The 17360-nt window shown below is 64.7% G+C and carries 12 protein-coding genes and 1 tRNA gene; 8 read left to right on the forward strand and 5 right to left on the reverse strand.

Features of this window, described 5'->3' with window-relative positions:
- Nucleotides 1-174: 174 nt before the first annotated feature.
- Both hemH and coaBC read left to right on the forward strand, forming a co-directional pair.
- Nucleotides 175-1197 carry a ferrochelatase gene (hemH, locus tag B5F40_RS03115; RefSeq protein ID WP_087192923.1) on the forward strand — a complete coding sequence of 341 codons (1023 nt, stop codon included), beginning with the start codon at nucleotides 175-177 and terminating at the stop codon, nucleotides 1195-1197.
- The gene (coaBC, locus tag B5F40_RS03120) at nucleotides 1190-2404 is read left to right on the forward strand and encodes a bifunctional phosphopantothenoylcysteine decarboxylase/phosphopantothenate--cysteine ligase CoaBC (protein ID WP_087192924.1); all 1215 of its coding nucleotides are present in this window, start codon (nucleotides 1190-1192) and stop codon (nucleotides 2402-2404) included. Before hemH ends, coaBC begins: the two co-directional genes overlap by 8 nt.
- 147 nt (nucleotides 2405-2551) lie before the next feature.
- Here the strand turns inward: coaBC and B5F40_RS03125 are convergent, their stop codons facing one another.
- The gene (locus tag B5F40_RS03125) at nucleotides 2552-4531 is read right to left on the reverse strand and encodes an FAD-binding protein (RefSeq protein WP_087192925.1); all 1980 of its coding nucleotides are present in this window, start codon (nucleotides 4529-4531) and stop codon (nucleotides 2552-2554) included.
- 217 nt (nucleotides 4532-4748) lie between these two features.
- Here B5F40_RS03125 and B5F40_RS03130 point away from each other — a divergent pair, with 217 nt between their 5' ends.
- Both B5F40_RS03130 and B5F40_RS03135 read left to right on the forward strand, forming a co-directional pair.
- On the forward strand, nucleotides 4749-6332 hold the full coding sequence (locus B5F40_RS03130; protein ID WP_162610869.1) for a response regulator transcription factor: 1584 nt from the start codon (nucleotides 4749-4751) through the stop codon (nucleotides 6330-6332).
- A 77-nt stretch (nucleotides 6333-6409) separates the two neighbouring features.
- Nucleotides 6410-6486, forward strand: a tRNA-Pro gene (locus B5F40_RS03135).
- Between the two features lie 382 nt (nucleotides 6487-6868).
- On the opposite strand, the gene B5F40_RS03140 is transcribed toward B5F40_RS03135, so the two are convergent.
- Entirely contained in the window at nucleotides 6869-7087 is a 219-nt protein-coding gene (locus tag B5F40_RS03140) for a helix-turn-helix domain-containing protein (protein ID WP_087192926.1), read from the reverse strand.
- 67 nt (nucleotides 7088-7154) lie between these two features.
- Here B5F40_RS03140 and B5F40_RS03145 point away from each other — a divergent pair, with 67 nt between their 5' ends.
- Both B5F40_RS03145 and B5F40_RS03150 read left to right on the forward strand, forming a co-directional pair.
- On the forward strand, nucleotides 7155-8348 hold the full coding sequence (locus tag B5F40_RS03145) for a hypothetical protein (protein ID WP_087192927.1): 1194 nt from the start codon (nucleotides 7155-7157) through the stop codon (nucleotides 8346-8348).
- A 31-nt stretch (nucleotides 8349-8379) separates the two neighbouring features.
- Entirely contained in the window at nucleotides 8380-8946 is a 567-nt protein-coding gene (locus B5F40_RS03150; protein ID WP_087192928.1) for a hypothetical protein, read from the forward strand.
- Between the two features lie 1151 nt (nucleotides 8947-10097).
- Here B5F40_RS03150 and B5F40_RS03155 read toward each other — a convergent pair.
- Genes B5F40_RS03155 through B5F40_RS03165 form a run of 3 tightly spaced genes read right to left on the reverse strand, consistent with a single transcriptional unit; the run spans nucleotide 10098 to nucleotide 14531 of the window.
- Entirely contained in the window at nucleotides 10098-10985 is an 888-nt protein-coding gene (locus B5F40_RS03155; protein ID WP_087192929.1) for a dimethyl sulfoxide reductase anchor subunit family protein, read from the reverse strand.
- Nucleotides 10986-10987: 2 nt separating this feature from the next.
- Entirely contained in the window at nucleotides 10988-11671 is a 684-nt protein-coding gene (locus B5F40_RS03160) for a 4Fe-4S dicluster domain-containing protein (RefSeq protein WP_087192930.1), read from the reverse strand.
- Nucleotide 11672: 1 nt separating this feature from the next.
- Entirely contained in the window at nucleotides 11673-14531 is a 2859-nt protein-coding gene (locus B5F40_RS03165; protein ID WP_087192931.1) for a molybdopterin-containing oxidoreductase family protein, read from the reverse strand.
- 320 nt (nucleotides 14532-14851) lie between these two features.
- Between B5F40_RS03165 and B5F40_RS03170 the strand changes: the two genes are divergently transcribed.
- Together B5F40_RS03170 and B5F40_RS03175 are read left to right on the forward strand one after the other, a co-directional pair.
- On the forward strand, nucleotides 14852-16324 hold the full coding sequence (locus B5F40_RS03170; protein WP_162610870.1) for a helix-turn-helix transcriptional regulator: 1473 nt from the start codon (nucleotides 14852-14854) through the stop codon (nucleotides 16322-16324).
- Nucleotides 16325-16711: 387 nt separating this feature from the next.
- Nucleotides 16712-16963: a GlsB/YeaQ/YmgE family stress response membrane protein gene (locus B5F40_RS03175; RefSeq protein ID WP_087192933.1), complete on the forward strand. Its 252-nt coding sequence runs from the start codon at nucleotides 16712-16714 to the stop codon at nucleotides 16961-16963.
- Nucleotides 16964-17360 lie beyond the last annotated feature (397 nt).

Consider the following 17360-nt stretch of genomic DNA (forward strand, 5'->3'; position numbering starts at 1 on the left):
GCCGAGGCGGAGGCTGCCGGGCGCACGGACAAGGCCGCTCATCTGGTTTTTTCGCTTCTTTCCGTTCTTTCGACGTTCGTCGGCCCCGTGCAAGCGCGATGGGCTACACTGTAGCGGGTTTTAAAGGGTGGGGACGCGTCCCGCCACGGGTTTTTCTCGAGAAGGTGATCGATCGTGCCAGAAGGCAACCGCTGCGGGGTGCTGCTCGTGAACACGGGCACGCCGACCGAGCCGACGCCGCGCGCCGTGCGCAAATACCTCGCGCGCTTTTTGTCGGATCCGCGCATCGCGCCGATGAACCGGCTGGGATGGTGGTTCGTGCTCCATCTGTTCATCCTGCCGAAGCGCGCCCGCGCCTCTGCGGAGAAGTACCGCGCCATCTGGACCGCCGAGGGATCCCCGTTCGACGTGGCGCACCGAAAGCTCGAAAGCGGTCTGCAGAGGACGTTCGACGACGAGGGCTTGGACGTCATGGTGCGCTGCGCCATGAGCTACGGCGAGCCCACGATCTTGGACAGCGTGCGAGTCCTCAAAGACGCCGGTTGCGAGCGGCTCGTGGTGCTGCCGCTCTACCCGCAAAGCGCCTACTCCACCACAGGCGCCGTCTCCGACGGCGTAAAGCGCGCGCTCAGAAAGGCCCGGTGGGACGTCCCCTGCGACATCATCGACAACTACCACGACGATCCCACCTACATCCGCGCCATCGCCGCCTCCATCGAGCATGCGGGATTTCAACCGGACGCGGACGACAAGGTGCTGTTCTCGTTCCACTCCATCCCGCTCGCCGACATTGAGACGGGCGACACCTACGAGCTGCAGACGGGCGCTTCGAGCCTGGCCGTCGCCGGAGAGCTCGGCATCGACCGCAACCGCTGGACCATCGGCTACCAATGCCGCTTCGACAAGGGGCGTGAATGGCTCTCGCCCTTCACGCGCGACGTGCTCGCACGCTGGGCCGAAGCGGGTGTGGGACGCGTGTTCTTCGTGTGCCCGAACTTCGCCGTCGACTGCCTCGAGACGCTCTACGACATCGAGTACGAGCTCAAACCGCACTACTTCGATTGTCTGAGGAAAGCGGGGCAGACGCCCGACGCGCGCTCGTTTCTCTACGTTCCGTGCCTTGACCGCAGCCGCGCGCACCTCAAGGTGCTTGCCGACGTGCTGCATCCGTATCTGAAGGAGGTCCGACATGGGTAACGCCGATGCCGCAGCCGCCGGAGGCAAAACCGTCCTTTTGGGCGTGACCGGCTGCATCGCCGCCTACAAATCCTGCGAGATCGTGCGCGCGCTCCAAAAGGCGGGGGTGCACGTGAAGGTGGTCATGACCGAGCACGCGACCGAGTTCGTGGGCCCGACGACCTTCCGCGCCCTCACGCACGAGAAGGTGGCCGTGGGCCTGTTCGACGATCCGGAGGACCCTATCCACCACGTCTCGCTCGCCCAAGAGGCCGATGCCTTCCTCATCGCGCCGTGCACCGCGAACGTCATCGCCAAGATCGCCAACGGCATCGCCGACGACCTGCTCACCACGACGGCGCTCGCCACCACGGCGCCGCTTATCATCGCGCCGGCCATGAACGTCAACATGTACGACAACGGCGCGACGCGCTACAACATCGGCAAGCTCCACATCCGCGGCGCGCGCATCGTCGAGGCAGGCGACGGCTACCTGGCTTGCGGCGACGTGGGCAAAGGCCGCCTCGCGGACATAGGGGACATCGTGGATGCCACCCTCGACGAGCTCGGCGTGCGCCGCGACCTCGATGGCCGGCGCGTCATGGTGACCGCCGGCCCCACTGTCGAGCCCATCGATCCGGTGCGCTACATCTCGAACCACTCGTCGGGCAAGACCGGCTACGCCATCGCGCGCGCGGCCGCCCTGCGCGGCGCCGACGTGACGCTCGTGTCCGGCCCCGTGTCGCTGCCCGCACCCGAAGGCGTGCGCGTCGTTCGGGTGCGCACGGCCCGCGAGATGCTCGCAGCCGCCGAGGAGGCGTTCCGCGACGCCGACATCGCCGTGTTCGCCGCAGCCGTGGCCGACATGCGTCCGCGCGCCGTTTCCAACCGCAAGCTCAAGAAGGGTCGCGATGGCGACGAACTCGGCGCCATCGAGCTCGTCGAGAACCCCGACATCCTGGCCACGCTCGCCGCGCGCAAGGACCGCCAGGTGGTGGTGGGGTTCGCCGCCGAGACGAACGACGTGGTGCCCAACGCCGAGGCGAAGCTCGCCGCGAAGCGCGCCGACTTCGTGGTGGCCAACCAGGTGGGGGAGGGCATGGCCTTCGGCACCGACGACAACGCCGTGTGGTTCGTGGACGCCGAGGAGGTCGAGGAGCTGCCCCGCATGCCCAAAAGCCGCCTCGCCGACGAGATCCTCGACAAAGCCGTCCAGTTTTTGAGGTGAGACGAATCCGTCTGCCCGCTATGGCGGGCAGACGGAAGGTGGACGACGCGAAGGGGCGGGATCCCAAGCCCGCGCCCCTTCGCGTCGTCATGCGGCCCGCGTTGCGCAAGGGAGGGGAAAGCGGGCCGGATCGCCGAGACGGATGCGTTACGAAGCCGCCTGCTCGCAGCACTTCGCCACGGCCGTGAGGAATCCTTGCGAGGTGCGCGTGGCACCCGCCACCGTGTCGACGTCGTCGACGCTTTGCGCTTCGATCACGGCCGGGATGAGCACACTTTCCATGGCCGCCACGCCCACATAGGAGGTCTCGAGCTCGCTCTCCTGGTCGATGGAGGCTATCTTGCCGCCCGACACCGTTACCGTCACGGCGATGTCGCTGAACATACCGAACTGCGTGTCGGTGTACTCGCCGTCCTTGAGCTCGCCTTCGGGCATGCCCCACGTGCGCTCGGGCTTCGACTCGCTCGTATCGCCTTCCAACGTCACGGCACCCGCCTTGCCGTCGCCGATGTACTCTGCGGCAGACCTGGCTGCGAAGCGTCCCGAGTTGATGTTGTTCGCGTTCGTGCCGCCCGGCACGTTGATGGTGTAGATGTTGGGCCATAGATCGGCCGAGTCCACGCCGGCGGAGTAGAGGCCCGCCACCGGCGCGCCGGCCTTGTCGACGACTTCCATCTTGCGGTTCGTGCGGATGCCGCCGAAGGTGACCATCACCGACTGGGGCATGTAGCTGAAGTAGAACGGCGGGTTCTCCAGCTTCTGCAGGTACTCCTTCGGCTTGCCGAAGTACGCGTCGCGGCCCTGCTCGCACATCTCGCAGTAAGCGTCGATGGACTCCTTCACCGTGTCGAAATCGAGCTCGAGGGCGTCGCATGCCTTCTTCGCCAGTTCATCGAGCGTGTCAGCGCTGAAGAAGTCGTTGTGCGGGTTCTGCTCGATGCGCTCGGCGAGCTCGGCCTGCGTCTCCTCCCAGGAGATGCGCGGCGCGATCATGCCGTCGTAGGCGTCCTTGAACACCTTCGCGTCGTAGATGGAGTAGAGCTTTCGATGGACGAGCGAGGGGATCATGTCGCTCATCCAGTTCTCGACGCCCGCCGACTCCGCGCAGAAGCGCTGCCCGTCCTCGTTGATCCACATGGCGCAGGGATTGTGGCCGGCCACCACCAATCCGTCGCCTCGCCCGTACGTGCCGTACTCGCCGCCCGGCTTGCCCGACACGGTGAGCTGCATGAGGCCCGACATGCGCGGAATGTCGCTTGCGCCGCCAGCCTCGAGCGCCATGCGCACCCCGTCGCCGTCGTAGCCGTACAGGAAGCGCTCGACGTTGGCCGTGTCGGAGAAGCCGCCTTCCTGCAGATACTCGTCGTTGTTGGCGAAACCGCCCGTGGCCAGCACGACGGCCTTCGCGTTCACCTGGACGTAGTCGCCGTTGAGCTTCTGGGCGTACACGCCCGCCACCGCGCCCGCGTCGTCGACGATGAGCTCCACCGCCGGGCAGTTCATGAGGAACTCGACGCCCAGGTCCTTCGCCGTCTTCGTCATGGCGGGGGAGAAGTCGTCGTGCGCGCGGTTCTCGCCGAACCAGTGGAACGTCTCGAACTTGCCGCCGTGGTAGTCGTCCACGACGCCGGTGAAGTTCACGCCGCAGTCCTTGAGCCACGAGATGTTCTCGCCCGAAGCCTGCACGAGGTCGAACCATTTGAGGCCGTTCGCGCGGTTGTGCGAGTACTCCATCTCCGTGGAGATGATGTCGGCCGGCTCGATCGAGATGCCCGCCTCCTGCTGCATCTCCGAGTTGACGGCGAACACGCCTTCGGTGCCGATGCCGCCGCCTCCCGTGCCGCCTTGCTTCTCGAGCACGACTACGCCCAATCCTCGCTGAGCGGCGTCGACCGCCGCCGAAAGCCCCGAGTTGCCCGCGCCGCACACGCAGAGGTCGCATGCGTACGTGGCAACCGCATTCTTCGACGCGCCCTTGGACGCGGTGCCGTCCTTCGCGGAGTCGTCTCTGCCGTTGCCGCCCGCGTCTTGCGATCCTCCGGCCGGCGCGCAGCCCGCCAGGCTCGCGCCCGCGGCGAGTCCTGCGACGCCCGCCATGCCGAGGAAGCTCCTTCTCGTCAGTTCCATGATGCCCTCCTTCGCGATTCCCTTCGTGCCCGGGCCGGTCGGCTCCCGACTGCCCGATGCTCGCGATTTTAGACAGGGCCCTCCGGACGGCCTAGTACCCGTCGAAGGTGAATTTCTCACGCCTCCACTCGAAAATTACCCGCTGCGGGTAAGGAAGAAGGACGTGCAACGCGGTATGATCGGCGTACCGCACGGGGAGCGGACGAAAGGGGAGGGCATGTCCAAGCGAACAAAAGTCGGAGCGAACAGGCGCTCGCGCGCCGTCGAAGCGGCGGGAGAGGCCGTGGTGTACAGCGCGGGACATGCCCGCGGCATCTTGCTGGCGCTGGCGGGCATGGCGTTGCAGTGGGGCTTCCTCCATTCGGTCACATTCTTGGAGACGGTGCTGGGCGCTCAAGCGGAGGTGGAACCCGGGAGCGCCTGGCTCGTCAACTCGGTGTGTACGCTATCGGTTTTCCTGACGACGTTCCTGTCGTCGCGAAGGCTCGCCCCGCTCATGGAGCATCGGGGCGTCATCGTGTTCGCGACCGTCTCGCTCGCCGCGGGCGTGGCCCTGCTCGTGGTCGGCAACCTGGCTTTGCGCTCTCCGGCGTGCAACTACCTGGGAAACGCGTCCGTTGCATTTGGGGCCGCGCCGATGATCGTCATGTGGGGCGAGTTGTACAAGTACCTCAATCCCAAAGGCGAGCAGCTGCTCGTGACGCTGGCAGCGGCGGCCTTGGCCGTGGCGCTCTACCTGGTGGAGACGCTGCTGCCCTTGGCGCTGTCGGCGACGGTGTTCGCCCTGCTGCCCTTTGCATCGCTCGGTTGCATCTTGCACGCTCGCGACCTGTTGAAAGAGTCGTCGAACACGTGGCGGGCCCGCACTGTGGCGAAGCGGAAGTCGCCCGCGCTGCTCTTCGTCTGCATCGCCGTGTTCTCCATCCCTTACAACTACCTGCGCAACACCGCCGGCTTGCAGGATGTGCTCGCCAGCGCCACCACCTGGCCCGCCGTGCTCGCCGTGGCCGCAGTGGCCCTCGTCGCCATCGCGTTGGCGGAGTCGGTCGCGGAGCGGCGCAACGTGCTTCTCGTGCCCGGCTTCGTGCTCTTCCTTCTGAGCGCCGCCATGCTCGCGCACCTGCTGGGCGATGGAGGAATCGCGTTCGCGGTGCCGAGTTTTCTGTACACGGGCTACTATCTGTTCCTCGCCATGGTGTACCTCGCCCTCGGGCCCATCGCCGCCGCCACCGGTGAAAACCCCACGCGCCTGTTCTCGGGGGCGATGCTCGCAAACGTCGCCGGCCTCCTGTCGGGCTCGGCGATGGGCGGCATGGAACGCTTGTTCGGCCCTCAAACGTCTGCCCTGGCCGTGCTCGGCGTCACGTACGCGCTGTTCACTCTGGGGATCATGCTGCTCAGCAACCGTTCCTACAGCCTGTTTCGCATAAACTGTCTTGACGAGGAAGAGTACTCGTTCGAGTATCTTGCGCCGCTTGCCCCTTTCGGACGCCACGAGGCGTTCGGCGATGGAGGCGATAGCGGGGAATCCGACGAAGGACGGACGAGGTCGCTGCTTCAAGCCATCGCGCGGCAGTGCGAGACGGCAAGCGAGCGGTACGGCTTGAGCGCGCGCGAAAAGGAAGTGCTCGTCGAGCTGGTGCGCGGCAGGACCATCGCCTCCATCGCCGAACGCCTCGTGGTGTCCGAAAACACCATCAAGGCGCACACGAAGTCCGTGTACCGAAAGATCGGCGTGCACACCCGCGAGGAACTGCTTCAAAGCGTGGAGGAGGCGGACGGGGAAATCCGCTCAAAATAGCATCTTGCAAAACGGTTGGGTTACGGTTATTATAATCTGCGCTGTTTGAGAGGCTTTCAGCCGATCAAATGCGATAACGGGTTGTGGCGCAGTTTGGTAGCGCACTTGACTGGGGGTCAAGGGGTCGCAGGTTCAAATCCTGTCAACCCGACCAGCAAAACTAGCAGGTCGGAAGCTGAAAACGCTTCCGACCTGCTTTGCTTTTCGGGGTAATTGCGAAGTGGCGTTGTCTAATTATTGTCTAATGGTCGAACGGCTTGCGTTTATCGATAAACGGCGGAGGTCGCAAACCTAAATCGCTCTGAATGCCAATTTGTCCTTGCTTATGCTCGTCGTCCGGTATGTTCGATACGGAGTTTGCGGCAGATACCCAATCTCACTTGCCATGGAGACAGATGGTCTGCTCTAATCGATTAAAGCATGGAGACAGTGGGATATGTCGGGAAAACGCCAAGCTTCTCGTCTGATACGAATATGCAAAAGCGAGCTATGGGAAATCGCCGAAGATCATGATGCGAGGCAGCCGAACCTTGTTCTTAGAAATCGATGAGGTCTTTAACTTTCGCATCCAGAGCCTTGGCTATGCGATGAAGAACCACAATGCTTATGTTGCATTTTCCCAATTCAATGCGTGAGATGTACGCCTTGCCCTTCGAGCTGCCGATCATCAGCGCGAGCTTATCCTGCGATAAACGTTGCGCTAGGCGGCGCTCTCGTATGCGCGAGCCAAGCATCTTTAAGAAGTCTTCATCCATAGGGATACGATATGCGCTACAATCTTTAGGAGGTAGACGTATTAATCTACTTTGAAACGGAGGAGCCATGATAGGAGCGGAAGAGGAGTCTGTGACCAAGGATGCTTCTGAAGTTGTTGAGGCGTGCGACGGATGCGAGCAAGAAAGCGTCGGAGTGCGCTTCGAGGCCCGCAAGCGTCCCGCGTTCCTGACATGCGCATGGTGGACTAAGCGCCGCGCCGCCATCGCCATCGTGTGCGCCGCCGTGCTGGTCGCAGCGGTGGGGGCGGGGGTCTGGCTGGCCTCCTCCCAGCCCCAGGAGACGGGCGGTTCCGGCCCCTCGTCCACGTCCCAGGAGGCGGATGCCGTCCTGGCCCGGGTCGAGGCGACGGTCAAGGCCGAAGGCGCGGGTCCCGAGTCCACCAAGGCCGTGGCGGAGGTGCTGGGGAAGGACGGCCTGGCGGTGATCGGGGCGGTGGAGGTCGCCCCCAACGAGGCCGCGCCCATAGGGGAGCTGCCCGAGGGGCCGTACTCCCTGCGGGTGGTCCAGGCCCCGGTGAACGGGGACGGCTCCACCTACAGGCTGCCCGAGCAGCCGACGGCGTTCGAGGTCGGGCCGGATGGGCGATCCGTGGCGGTGTCGGAGGATCTGGAGCCTCTGGCCGTGGAGGACATGACCAAGGAGCAGCTGGAGGCCGCAGCCGACGAGCTTGAGGAGGCGGGCAAGGAGGGCGCCCAGTCCGTGCGGGAGGAGGCGGTCGGCCGACCCTCCGTGCCGGGCAGCGCCGGCGAGGTGACGTCCGAACCATCCGCCCCCAGCGTGGAGAACCCGTCGAACCCCAACGGCGGGGGGACCTCCACCGCGCCGTCCGACCCTCCCTCCAAGCCCGACGAGGGACCCTCCACCCCGTCCCACGCCCATAGCTGGGTGGCCCAGACCGAGACGGTGCACCACGAGGCGGAGTACAAGACCGTGCACCACGACGCCGTGTACGACACGATCCACCATGATGCGGTGAAAGAGGGGCGGATCGTGTGTAATGGATGTGGAAGTATGTTCCCAGATGCTGCATCTTATACCCAACATAGCAAAGATGCGATCATTAATAATACTATATGTGCGACGGCTGGTGCTCATAATACCAGCGTTGTAGTGCAGGAAGCCTGGGACGAAACCGTGCTGGTGAGCGAGGCGTGGGATGAGCAGGTGCTTGTCAAAGACGCCTGGGACGAGACGGTCGTCACCGGGTACAAGTGCTCCGGCTGCGGGGCGACCAAGTAGGGGACGAAGACGGCTTCGACAGGAGGATGGCATGATGGCTGGAACCGCCGCAAGGACCGACGGATGCTGCGGGCGCAACCCCATGGGCCGGGTGCGCACCGACGAGGAGCTGCTGGAGTTCGCCGGACGGCTGTCCGGCAACGTCCTGCGCGACAGGGGCGACGCGCGGCTGGCCGAGAGCTGCCGCAGGCTCCTGGTGGCGTCGGCGGCGCTTCTGAGGGACTGGTTCGAGGAGGAGAGCTACTCGCCCTGCGGGATGGTCGCGGTGATATCGATGGGCCTCATGAGGGGCAAGTACGACAGCGACGCCGACTTCATGTCCAGGAGCACCCCGCTCGACCTGCTGTTCCGCCAGATAGAGCGCGGGGAGAAGTACGCGCGGGGCGAGGACGGCGAGTGGGGCTGGCGCAAGACGAGGCTGCGGCGCAACTACGACGGGGCGCGGCCCGCCGAGACGGGCGGCATGCCCTGGGGCACCGACGTTGCCTCGGCCTTCTACGCCGCATGGCGCGCGTCTGCCGAGCCGGCGGTGCTGGAGGAGTCGATCGGCGCGTGCATAGGGGAGGTTTCGGGGCTGGGCATGCGCCACGCCGCGTAAAGCTTCGGAGCGGCGCCCTCGGCAGCCACGCCGCCCGCCGAGGGCGCCGATGGCGATCCCGCCCGACGGCGGTCATCGCCGCCCGCGCCCCCTCGTCCTCCCGAAGGCGGTCTTCTTCCGCCTCTCCAGATCGTCCATGATCCCATCCAGCCGGTCCATCTGGCGGTCCGCCTTCGCGAGGACGCCCTCCACGCCGCAGGCCGCGTGGGCTTGCCCGACGCGCTGTTCGATCCGGGCCTCCCCGAGAACCGCGCCCGCGACGAGGCGACCGCAATGCCGGGCGGAGGAATGCGGGAGGCGGCCCTCGAATGGAACCTGGAGGAGAGTTTCGACGAGGTGGGGGCGCTCGCCAAAGCGCGGGGGCGCGCCCTGCGCGCGGCGGAGGCGCTGGATTCGGGCCGTGCGGAGGCCGACGACGTGCCGCCGCTGGCGCGGGCCGTCGCGGAGCGGGGGTGGTGCACCGAGGGGAGCTGGCGGACTTCTACCGCCGCTTCGCCGAGAAGGTCCGCCCCATCGCCCTGCTCGACCCCGCTCGGTACGTCGTCAGCTTCTGCGGGCCGTGAAGGGCGCCAGCCGCCGGCGCCCCTGCTGTCCCTCGGGTCGGGACACCGAGGCCACGCGCTTCGCCAACACCTTGCAACCCCCATCCCAACCACGGCCCGGTTCGCCTCGACGTTCCGTGCGGGAGCTTTCGGGGCAACCACGGACGCGAAAGCCCTTCGAACCCCCTTCCCAGCCCCGCAGATCCCGCGGAGGGGTTCCCCGCAGCTCTTCGCCTCGCCGCCTTTAAACGCGCCTCTTTGCCAGGTCGGCATTCGACCGCGCTCCTTCGCGAGCGCTTCGACCAAGGCGGTCGCACTGACGAGAAGGGCTCGTCCGCCTTTCTCGTCGCCATGTCGGCCGTCCGCTTGTCGTTGGCGCGGCTGGACAGTGGAGCCCCTTTCTGCGGCATAGCAGGACGAGCGTGAGAGCCCCTTGACGGAGTGGCTCGCTGTTTGCAAGGGGGTTGGGGGAGGCGAGCCACTCCCGCCAAGGGGCTCTCACTGAGGGAAGGCCGGCGTCGGAGGGGGCTCCGAGCAGTTCAGCCGATGGAAAAGGAAGAGCTGCACCGGTTCGGCCGCGCCGGTCGAAAACGCGGCGCGGCCGAAACCCTAGTAGAGCATGAACACGGAGAGGCCAAGCTCGTAGAAGGCCACACGCAGGCACACGGCGCCGAGGACCGCGCACGCCGCGCCGGCAGAGCCCAGGGCAAGCCAGCTCTTGCCGCCCTTCTTCCTGGCAAGGACCGCGCAGACGACGGGAGCGAGCGCGCCCACGGCCACGATGCCGAGCCAGACCAAGGGCGCCAGATCCCCTGAAAGGACGTTGGTTTCGGCTGCGATGTCGACGAGGGGGCTTGTCGGGGCCGTCGGGTCGAAATGGTACCCAACGTCCTCGAAGGCACCGGAGGAGAATTGCCACACCGCTACGAGAGCGACAGCGGCAACAGCAGAAACGGCCGTCAACGCGGTGGCGAGCAGGCCGCCAATCGCGGATCCGCCACCTTTGGCGGAGAGCATGGCCATGACCGTGAGAGCGCCCGCAGCGCCTCCGCCGAACAGCATGGCGAGGGGCCACGCGAAGGTGTCCCATGCCGGGCGCGCAGCCATCATGTAGCTATGCGCCGACACGACCGCGAGAACCACGCTGACAACGATGGCGGCGACGGCCAGCCACGATGGCACGGTCGCACCGTCCTCGCTCTTGCGCAACATGGCAAAGTACGCCACGGCCACCACCGCGAATACCACGATCACGATCAGCTCCTGCGTGATGCCGGAGGTGATGTGACCGAAGCCGTTGAAAATGCGCTCCCAGTGCTGCAGGTGGAAGAAGACGGCGATGCCGGACACGGCCAACAGGACCACCGAGGTGATGAGCGCGGGCATCTGGATCTCCTTGCCCTCGCCTTTGAGGGCAAGCACGCCCTGGGTTGCGAACACGCCGCAACTCCACGCGAGCAGCACCGTGAAGATAATCAGAGGCCATTGGAGCTCCATGGTTACTCCCTTCCCTGCCAGGTCTTGCCGCGCAAGATGTAAGCGCAGCTCGGCTTGTTGCCCACGTCGGTCAAATGATGCACGTCGGACTCGGTGAACTCGTCGACGAAGTCGGAAAGCCTCACCCTTCCGGCGGTCACGGCCTCGTAAGGCCGCTCCGACCCGTAAGGGAGATCCTCTTCGAGGGCTATCCAGTCCGCTGGCGCCTCGAAAGATTCGATCCCCTCGTCCAAGTCCCCGAACCAGCGGGCACGCCCGCCGCACTGGGCCACGCACTGCGGGAGCTCGCCCTGGGCGACCTTCTGCTCGCAGAGGGTGCACTTCTCCACCACGCCCTCCTCCTCGTTGAGGTAGCGCACGTTGTAGGGGCAGGCCATGGCGCAGAACTGGCAGCCGATGCACTTGGACTTGTCCACCTGCACAGTGCCGTCCTCGAGCTTGCGCGAGGCGCCCGTGGGGCACACCTTCACGCACTCGGGGTCGGCGCAGTGCTGGCAGGTCACCGGCAGGAAGTAGAGCTCGACATCCGGGTTCTGCGCGCCTTCCCACTTCGGATTCGGTCCGATGCGCATAACCTTGTTCCAGTAGTTTCCGATGGGCACGTTGTTCACGACCTTGCACGCCACGCTGCATGCAAGGCATCCGGTGCAGCGGTTCAAGTCGGTGATGATCGCATACCGAGCCATATTATTCCTCCCTTCCCTCGTAGACCGGCAGCCACTCCTTCAGGCGCGGATCGTCGCAGGTGTGAATGATCTCCGTGCCGTCGTCGCCGCACGGCACCGGGTTGCCGAACGGGCTGTTCTCCGGAGTCGCTTTGTAGACTTTCACCGGGTAGGCTCGCAGCTGGCTGGAACCGCATATGGGATCCTGCGCGTCCTTGTTGACAAGACAGTTGATCCCCGAGAGCTTGAAGCCTTTGTCCGCCTGCTCCAACTCCGGATACCACCAGGTGTGCTCGCAGTTGATGACCCCCCTCTTCACTCCGTAGCACAAGTCGGCGGTCTGCCGCACTTTGCCCCACTTCGACTCGATCCAGCACCAGTCGCCCTGTTCGATTTCCAATTCGTACGCATCTTCGGGATTGATCTCCATGCGCGGCACAGGCCACAGCTCGCGGCACCAGGGAAGCTGGCGATGCTCCGAATGGAAGTAGACGGGAATGCGGCGGCCGGTTGTCATGTTGAAGGGGTACTCCTCATAGAGCTCGGGCGTTGACACCGGGGACATCGGCGGCTCCTCGTAATGCGGAAGCTCTTCGCTGTCGATGATGCTTTCGAGTATGGTGGACCAGAATTCCGCCTTCATCGTCGGCGTCTCCATGCCCGGCAGGTTGCCCTCGACCGAGCCGCTGCCCCGCAGGTAGCCCATCTGGTAGCGCCGGTAGGTGCCCCAGCGTTCGGGGTAGAGCTTCTTGGCGTCCCACCAACCGTTCTTCTCGAACTCGTCGACGTACTCCTTCCAGGTCATGCCCATGCTGCTGACCGCGTTGTCGAGGAACGCCTCTATCGGGCGATCCCATGCATCCCCGCCGTCCTTCGTGTCGTAGAAAGGAACGCCGAACCTTTTGTAGATGTTGCACAGGATCTCCGGCTCGAAGCCCGTTTCCGCAGGCGGATCGATGCAGTTGACGTTGGCGCCGACCGCGCCGGACGCGCCTTGGGAGGCGCGCGGGAAGCCGGGGATCTCAAGCCAATGGCGCGTCGGCACCAGGATGTCGGCCAGCTGCGCGCCGGCGATGGGCCAAAGATCGATGTAGAACGTGAACTCCATCTGCTGCAGCGCCTCCCACGCGTAGGCGGCGTTGCTCTGGCACATGAAGTTCGCGGCCGAGCAGACGCAGCCCTTGATGGGGTAGGGCTCTCCCGTGTGGCAGGCGTCCCACACAGACGTCTGGTCCACCCAGTTGTTCCACCATTTCGTCACCGGAAACTTGTCGCCGCCGACGATCTTCGCACGCGTCGTCAGGTTCGGCTCGGTGGAGGGCGGGGTCTTCGCCGGAGCGGCGCAGCCGCCGGCGGCAACCGTCGAGTTCGTCACGCCGCGGTTGCCGCCGGGCGTGTCGTAGTTGTCGGTCATGAACGCAAGGATGTACGCGGTGCGGAAGTTCTGGATGGCACGACCGACCTGCTCGGGGGCTAGCTGAGTGTTCAGGCCGCCGTTTCCGCGACGCGGATCGACGCGCGTCGCCCACGCTTTGCACGCATCGTAGATCGTCTCCGCGGGCACGTCGCAGATCTCGGCCGCCTTCTCCAGGGTCATCTCGTTGACGCACTCGTCCCAGTACTTCTGGAAGACGGGCTTCGCCTTCACGGTCCGTCCGTCCTTGAGCGTCACGTCGAACTCGCCCCAGAGCGCCGGGTCGATGTCGACCGGGAAGGGCATCGGGTCGGGGACCCAGCCTCCGGTCGGCTCGTACTCGAAGCCGGTGGTCGAGATGTCGTGCTCGGTCTGCCCTTCCCACATACCGGCATGCTCGCCCTCCTCGTTCGCATCGAAGTAGGTGAGCCTGTCGTGCAGGTTGTCCCACACCATGAACTTCTTGGGGTCTCCGCCCTCTTTGATGTCGGATTCCTTGAGCAGGCGCGTCTTCACCTCGAACGCAGGGGAGACGTTGCCCGAAACGCCGATCCAGCCGCTCGGCTCAAGCTCCTCGACGTGAAGGAAGGGCGCGTTCGACCAACGTTTCACGAGCAGGTCGTCATAGAGCTCCTCTTCCATCACGATCCTGGTCCACGCCATGAGAAGCGCTCCATCCGTGCCGGGACGCAGCGCCAAATGGTAATCCGCCTCCTTGCCCATGTTCGACTTGCGAGGGTCGACGGAGATGAAGGTCTGGGCACGCGTGAGCGCTTCGACGGTCGTGCGGCACGAGTCGTCGTAGTTCGACTGCGTCTGGTCGGTTCCCCACTGGACCAGAACCTGCGGACGGTCCACCAACGCCTGGAAATGGATGCCGTTCTCGATGGTGAGGGCGCCCGCCTCGCGACGCGGTCCCTTGCAGATCTGCGCGGCGCCGACGTCGTTTATGCCATCGACGAGCTGCATGTAGCCGGGAGCGGACATGCCCCACATGCGGCTCGTTCCGGTCATGAACGTGAACGTGGTGTTGCCGTACTTCTCGTACAGGTTGCTCAGCCCCTGATAGACCGCGTCGTACGCCTCATCCCACGTGATGCGCTGCCAACCGGGATCCCCGCCTTTCGGGTTCGTGCGCTTCATGGGGTATTTCAGGCGGTCTGGATGGTAGGCCGCCTGGATGGAGGCTTGCGATTTGCCGCAGCAGTTGCCGTTCGACTGACGTGCGCTCTCGTCGCCTTCCACCTTGACGGCGCGGCCGTTCTCGACGGTGACCCAGACCCCGCACTCCATCTTGCCGCATCCGCGACACGCGGTGCGGATGCGCTTCACTTCGTTCGAAGATCCCTCCTCCACTTCGGCCAGAGCCTGCAACGGCTCGGATGCGGCGCCCGCCACGGTCGCCGCCGAGGCCGTGATTGCCGCAAGCTGCAAAAAACTCCTTCTCGACATCGTTGTGCTCGGCATGCATTCCTCCTTCTCGTCGTGCTAGACGCAAGCCGCTCTGGACGGCTGTCCTGAGCCAGACGGCCGCAAGGGCGGCTGATGGAGCGAGATTACGCTCGGAACCCCCATCCTGTATGCCATCCCGAGCGCTCTCTTATTGGAAACAGAACGCATGTATGCCATCATGGCGTGCGAGTTTTCCTGTTCGGCACCGTAGGGCGCCTGTTTTCTGTCAGATCAGGGCTGAGTGGGGGTATACTCGACGGTCAAAGGGGATTCTGGCAATCGAAAGCATAGAGGCTTCGTCATCAAGCGAGAGAGAGAAAACGAGGGGGAGGGAGATGTCTGTCGTTTCGGTTCGGGGCAATACGGCGCCCTGCCTCTGCGGCGTCGGGTTCTTTACGGTCTGGCTTTTCATCGCGTACTACAAACCCCTTTTGTACGACCTTCCCACATCTCAGTACGTCTTGACATCGCCCGCCTCGTATGTTTCCGGCGTTGTCGCCGTCGTCCTGCTGCTGGCTCTCGTGTTCGCCCACCTGCCGCTTCAAACGCTTTTGTCGGGACGGAGGGTCTTCTCCCTCTACATGGTCTGTATGACCTTGGTCGCCATCGGCGCGACGGCGGCGGAAAGCGCGCTGCCTCTCGACAGTGGAGGCGGGCTCGTCGTCCGGATCGCCCTGCGCCTCGCGTCGACAGGGCTGCTGCTCGGCTGGTTCAGCGTGTTCTCCCAGGTTTGCACGAGCGATTTTCTGAAGGCCCTTCCCTTTGTCTTGGCGTTCACGTTCCTGCTGTCGGCGATCGCTGCGTCGTTTGTGCCCCAGCACCGCTGGGCCCTGCTCGCCTTGCTCGCCGCGTTCAACTGCCTTGCGACGATCGCAGCCCACGGAAAGCTGCTCACGGGCGTTCCTTCGTCGCCTCGCGCCTCCCGGAGCGCTCTTGCCAAAGCGCTTGCCAGCATTTTCGCGATCAGCCTTTTCGTGGGGATTCTGTGCGGCCTTTCCCGCTTCGTCGATCCCGAAGAAAAGGTGCTTTCCCTGTACAATCTTTTCGCCCTCATGCTGTCGCTCATCCTCGTGGCGCTCGCCATAGCCATCGGCATGCACGAGAAAACGCGAAAGGGGGTTCTGGGATGGTCGCAGCCTCTCGTCCTTTCGCCGCTGGCGATCCTCGCCTTGGCTGCGGCCGTCATAGCCCTCACGCCGGCCAGCGCCACCGTCGCGGCCAACGCTTACTGTCGTTCGAGCATCGAGATCGCGATGCTCGTTTGCTCGCTCGTGGTGTCCCGCGAGCTGGGAAGCCACCCGGTCATGCTGTTCTTGCTCGGACAGGCATCCTTGCTCGTCGGCAACATCCTGGGCGTCCCCATAGCCGTCGCCCTCTCCGATGCCCACGTCGAGAACGCTCTCGTGTTCGGAACGGCGGTGCTGATCGCCGCGTGCGAATCCGTCTTCGTCTTCGTGCTCGTGTTCCTCTCCGCGCGGCGAAATCCCCCATCTGATTCGTCCTCGACAGACATAGTCGCCGCCGAGCCGTTCCAGGAGTCCGTGATCCTGCGATACTCGCAGAAGCTCGGGCTCTCCTCCCAGGAGGCGAAGGTGCTCGCCCTCACCCTACACGGCCGCAACCGGCAAAGGATCGCCGAAGAGATGTACCTCTCCCCTGGGACGGTGAGCTCGTATCTCAGGCGCGTGTACGACAAAGCGGGGGTCAGAACGCGCCAAGAGCTCATCGACCATTACGAGACCTACGCCTGCGAAGCGCATCCGGAAAAAGACGCAGGGGGAAGGGAGCCGTTCGCCGAGCGAGCATGATGAAAGGCGCAGAAGGGTCGCGAAGGATGCGGAGAGAGAAAAAAAAGGAGGGGGATCGCATCCTCCCTCTGCATCCTTCGCTCGACATGCTTTAGACTCCGGCCGTGGCCGACGCGGAGGGCGAGGCCGGCGGCATCCGCACCGCGGGCGCAGCGCGAGAGTCGCGAGCGCATCGGCCCCTTGGCAAAGCATCGGATTCTCCGAGCGCCATCGAGCGTGACGGGTCCCGCATCGCGGAAAGGGCGGGGAGGGGGAGCGGTCCCCCTCCCACCTTCGCGAAACACGTGGGCCACGAAACGTATACGGCGCATCCTTCCGGCGGCTCCAAAAGAAAGGCCTCGCCTATGCTTTCAGCGTCAAGCCCAAGCATCCGGAAAGGAGATCGCCATGAGCATAATCGTATGGATCGTTATCGGAGGGTTGGCAGGCTGGATAGCGAATATGATAATGAAAACCGACGGCAGCCTCGTCAAGAACATCGTGACGGGTATCGTGGGAGCGCTTATCGGCGGTTTTGTCATGAGCATCATCGGGGCGGAAGGGTTCACCGGTTTCAATTTGTGGTCGTTCGTGGTCGCCCTCGTCGGCTCGGTTATCCTCATAGGGGCCATCAACCTGCTCACGGGCAGGCGAGCATAGCGCGAAAGCGCCGTCGTCCGAGACGGAAGGGGCTGGGACGACGGCGCTGCCGTGCTTTTTCAAAGGCCCTTCGCACCTCCTTGCCGCTCTCGCCGAATTCCCGCAAGATGCGGCTCATGCGAGCCATCGCCGCTCCGAAGGCGAGCTCGCGCTCACGGCCGGAGCGTTGCTCCGGCCGTTTTCCATGGGGCGCCGTCCAAAGAGCCCCGAGCATCTTTTTCCGCGAAGGGGCCGCCGCATTCGATGTCCGAAGGGGTTCCGACGAAGAGATCCGCCTCGCTCACGCGGGATCGGCCTCGGCGACTCCAGAAATGCGGGAAAGCTCGACCGACCCGAGGCGCCACTCGCCGCCGCCATTCGCGCCGGCTTGCGGGTTCGCGATTTTATGTTGCCTGTT

The organism is Gordonibacter sp. An230 (assembly GCF_002159915.1).
In the GTDB taxonomy this organism is placed as follows: Bacteria; Actinomycetota; Coriobacteriia; order Coriobacteriales; family Eggerthellaceae; genus Rubneribacter.

Bases quoted from the DNA above. Each gene is read 5' to 3' on its own strand.
- B5F40_RS03165 (WP_087192931.1), bottom strand. From the start codon at position 14,531: ATGCCGAGCACAACGATGTCGAGAAGGAGTTTTTTGCAGCTTGCGGCA.
- coaBC (WP_087192924.1), top strand. From the start codon at position 1,190: ATGGGTAACGCCGATGCCGCAGCCGCCGGAGGCAAAACCGTCCTTTTG.
- B5F40_RS03140 (WP_087192926.1), bottom strand. From the start codon at position 7,087: ATGGATGAAGACTTCTTAAAGATGCTTGGCTCGCGCATACGAGAGCGC.
- B5F40_RS03125 (WP_087192925.1), bottom strand. From the start codon at position 4,531: ATGGAACTGACGAGAAGGAGCTTCCTCGGCATGGCGGGCGTCGCAGGA.
- B5F40_RS03130 (WP_162610869.1), top strand. From the start codon at position 4,749: ATGTCCAAGCGAACAAAAGTCGGAGCGAACAGGCGCTCGCGCGCCGTC.
- B5F40_RS03170 (WP_162610870.1), top strand. From the start codon at position 14,852: ATGTCTGTCGTTTCGGTTCGGGGCAATACGGCGCCCTGCCTCTGCGGC.
- B5F40_RS03150 (WP_087192928.1), top strand. From the start codon at position 8,380: ATGATGGCTGGAACCGCCGCAAGGACCGACGGATGCTGCGGGCGCAAC.
- B5F40_RS03160 (WP_087192930.1), bottom strand. From the start codon at position 11,671: ATGGCTCGGTATGCGATCATCACCGACTTGAACCGCTGCACCGGATGC.
- B5F40_RS03145 (WP_087192927.1), top strand. From the start codon at position 7,155: ATGATAGGAGCGGAAGAGGAGTCTGTGACCAAGGATGCTTCTGAAGTT.
- B5F40_RS03175 (WP_087192933.1), top strand. From the start codon at position 16,712: ATGAGCATAATCGTATGGATCGTTATCGGAGGGTTGGCAGGCTGGATA.
- B5F40_RS03155 (WP_087192929.1), bottom strand. From the start codon at position 10,985: ATGGAGCTCCAATGGCCTCTGATTATCTTCACGGTGCTGCTCGCGTGG.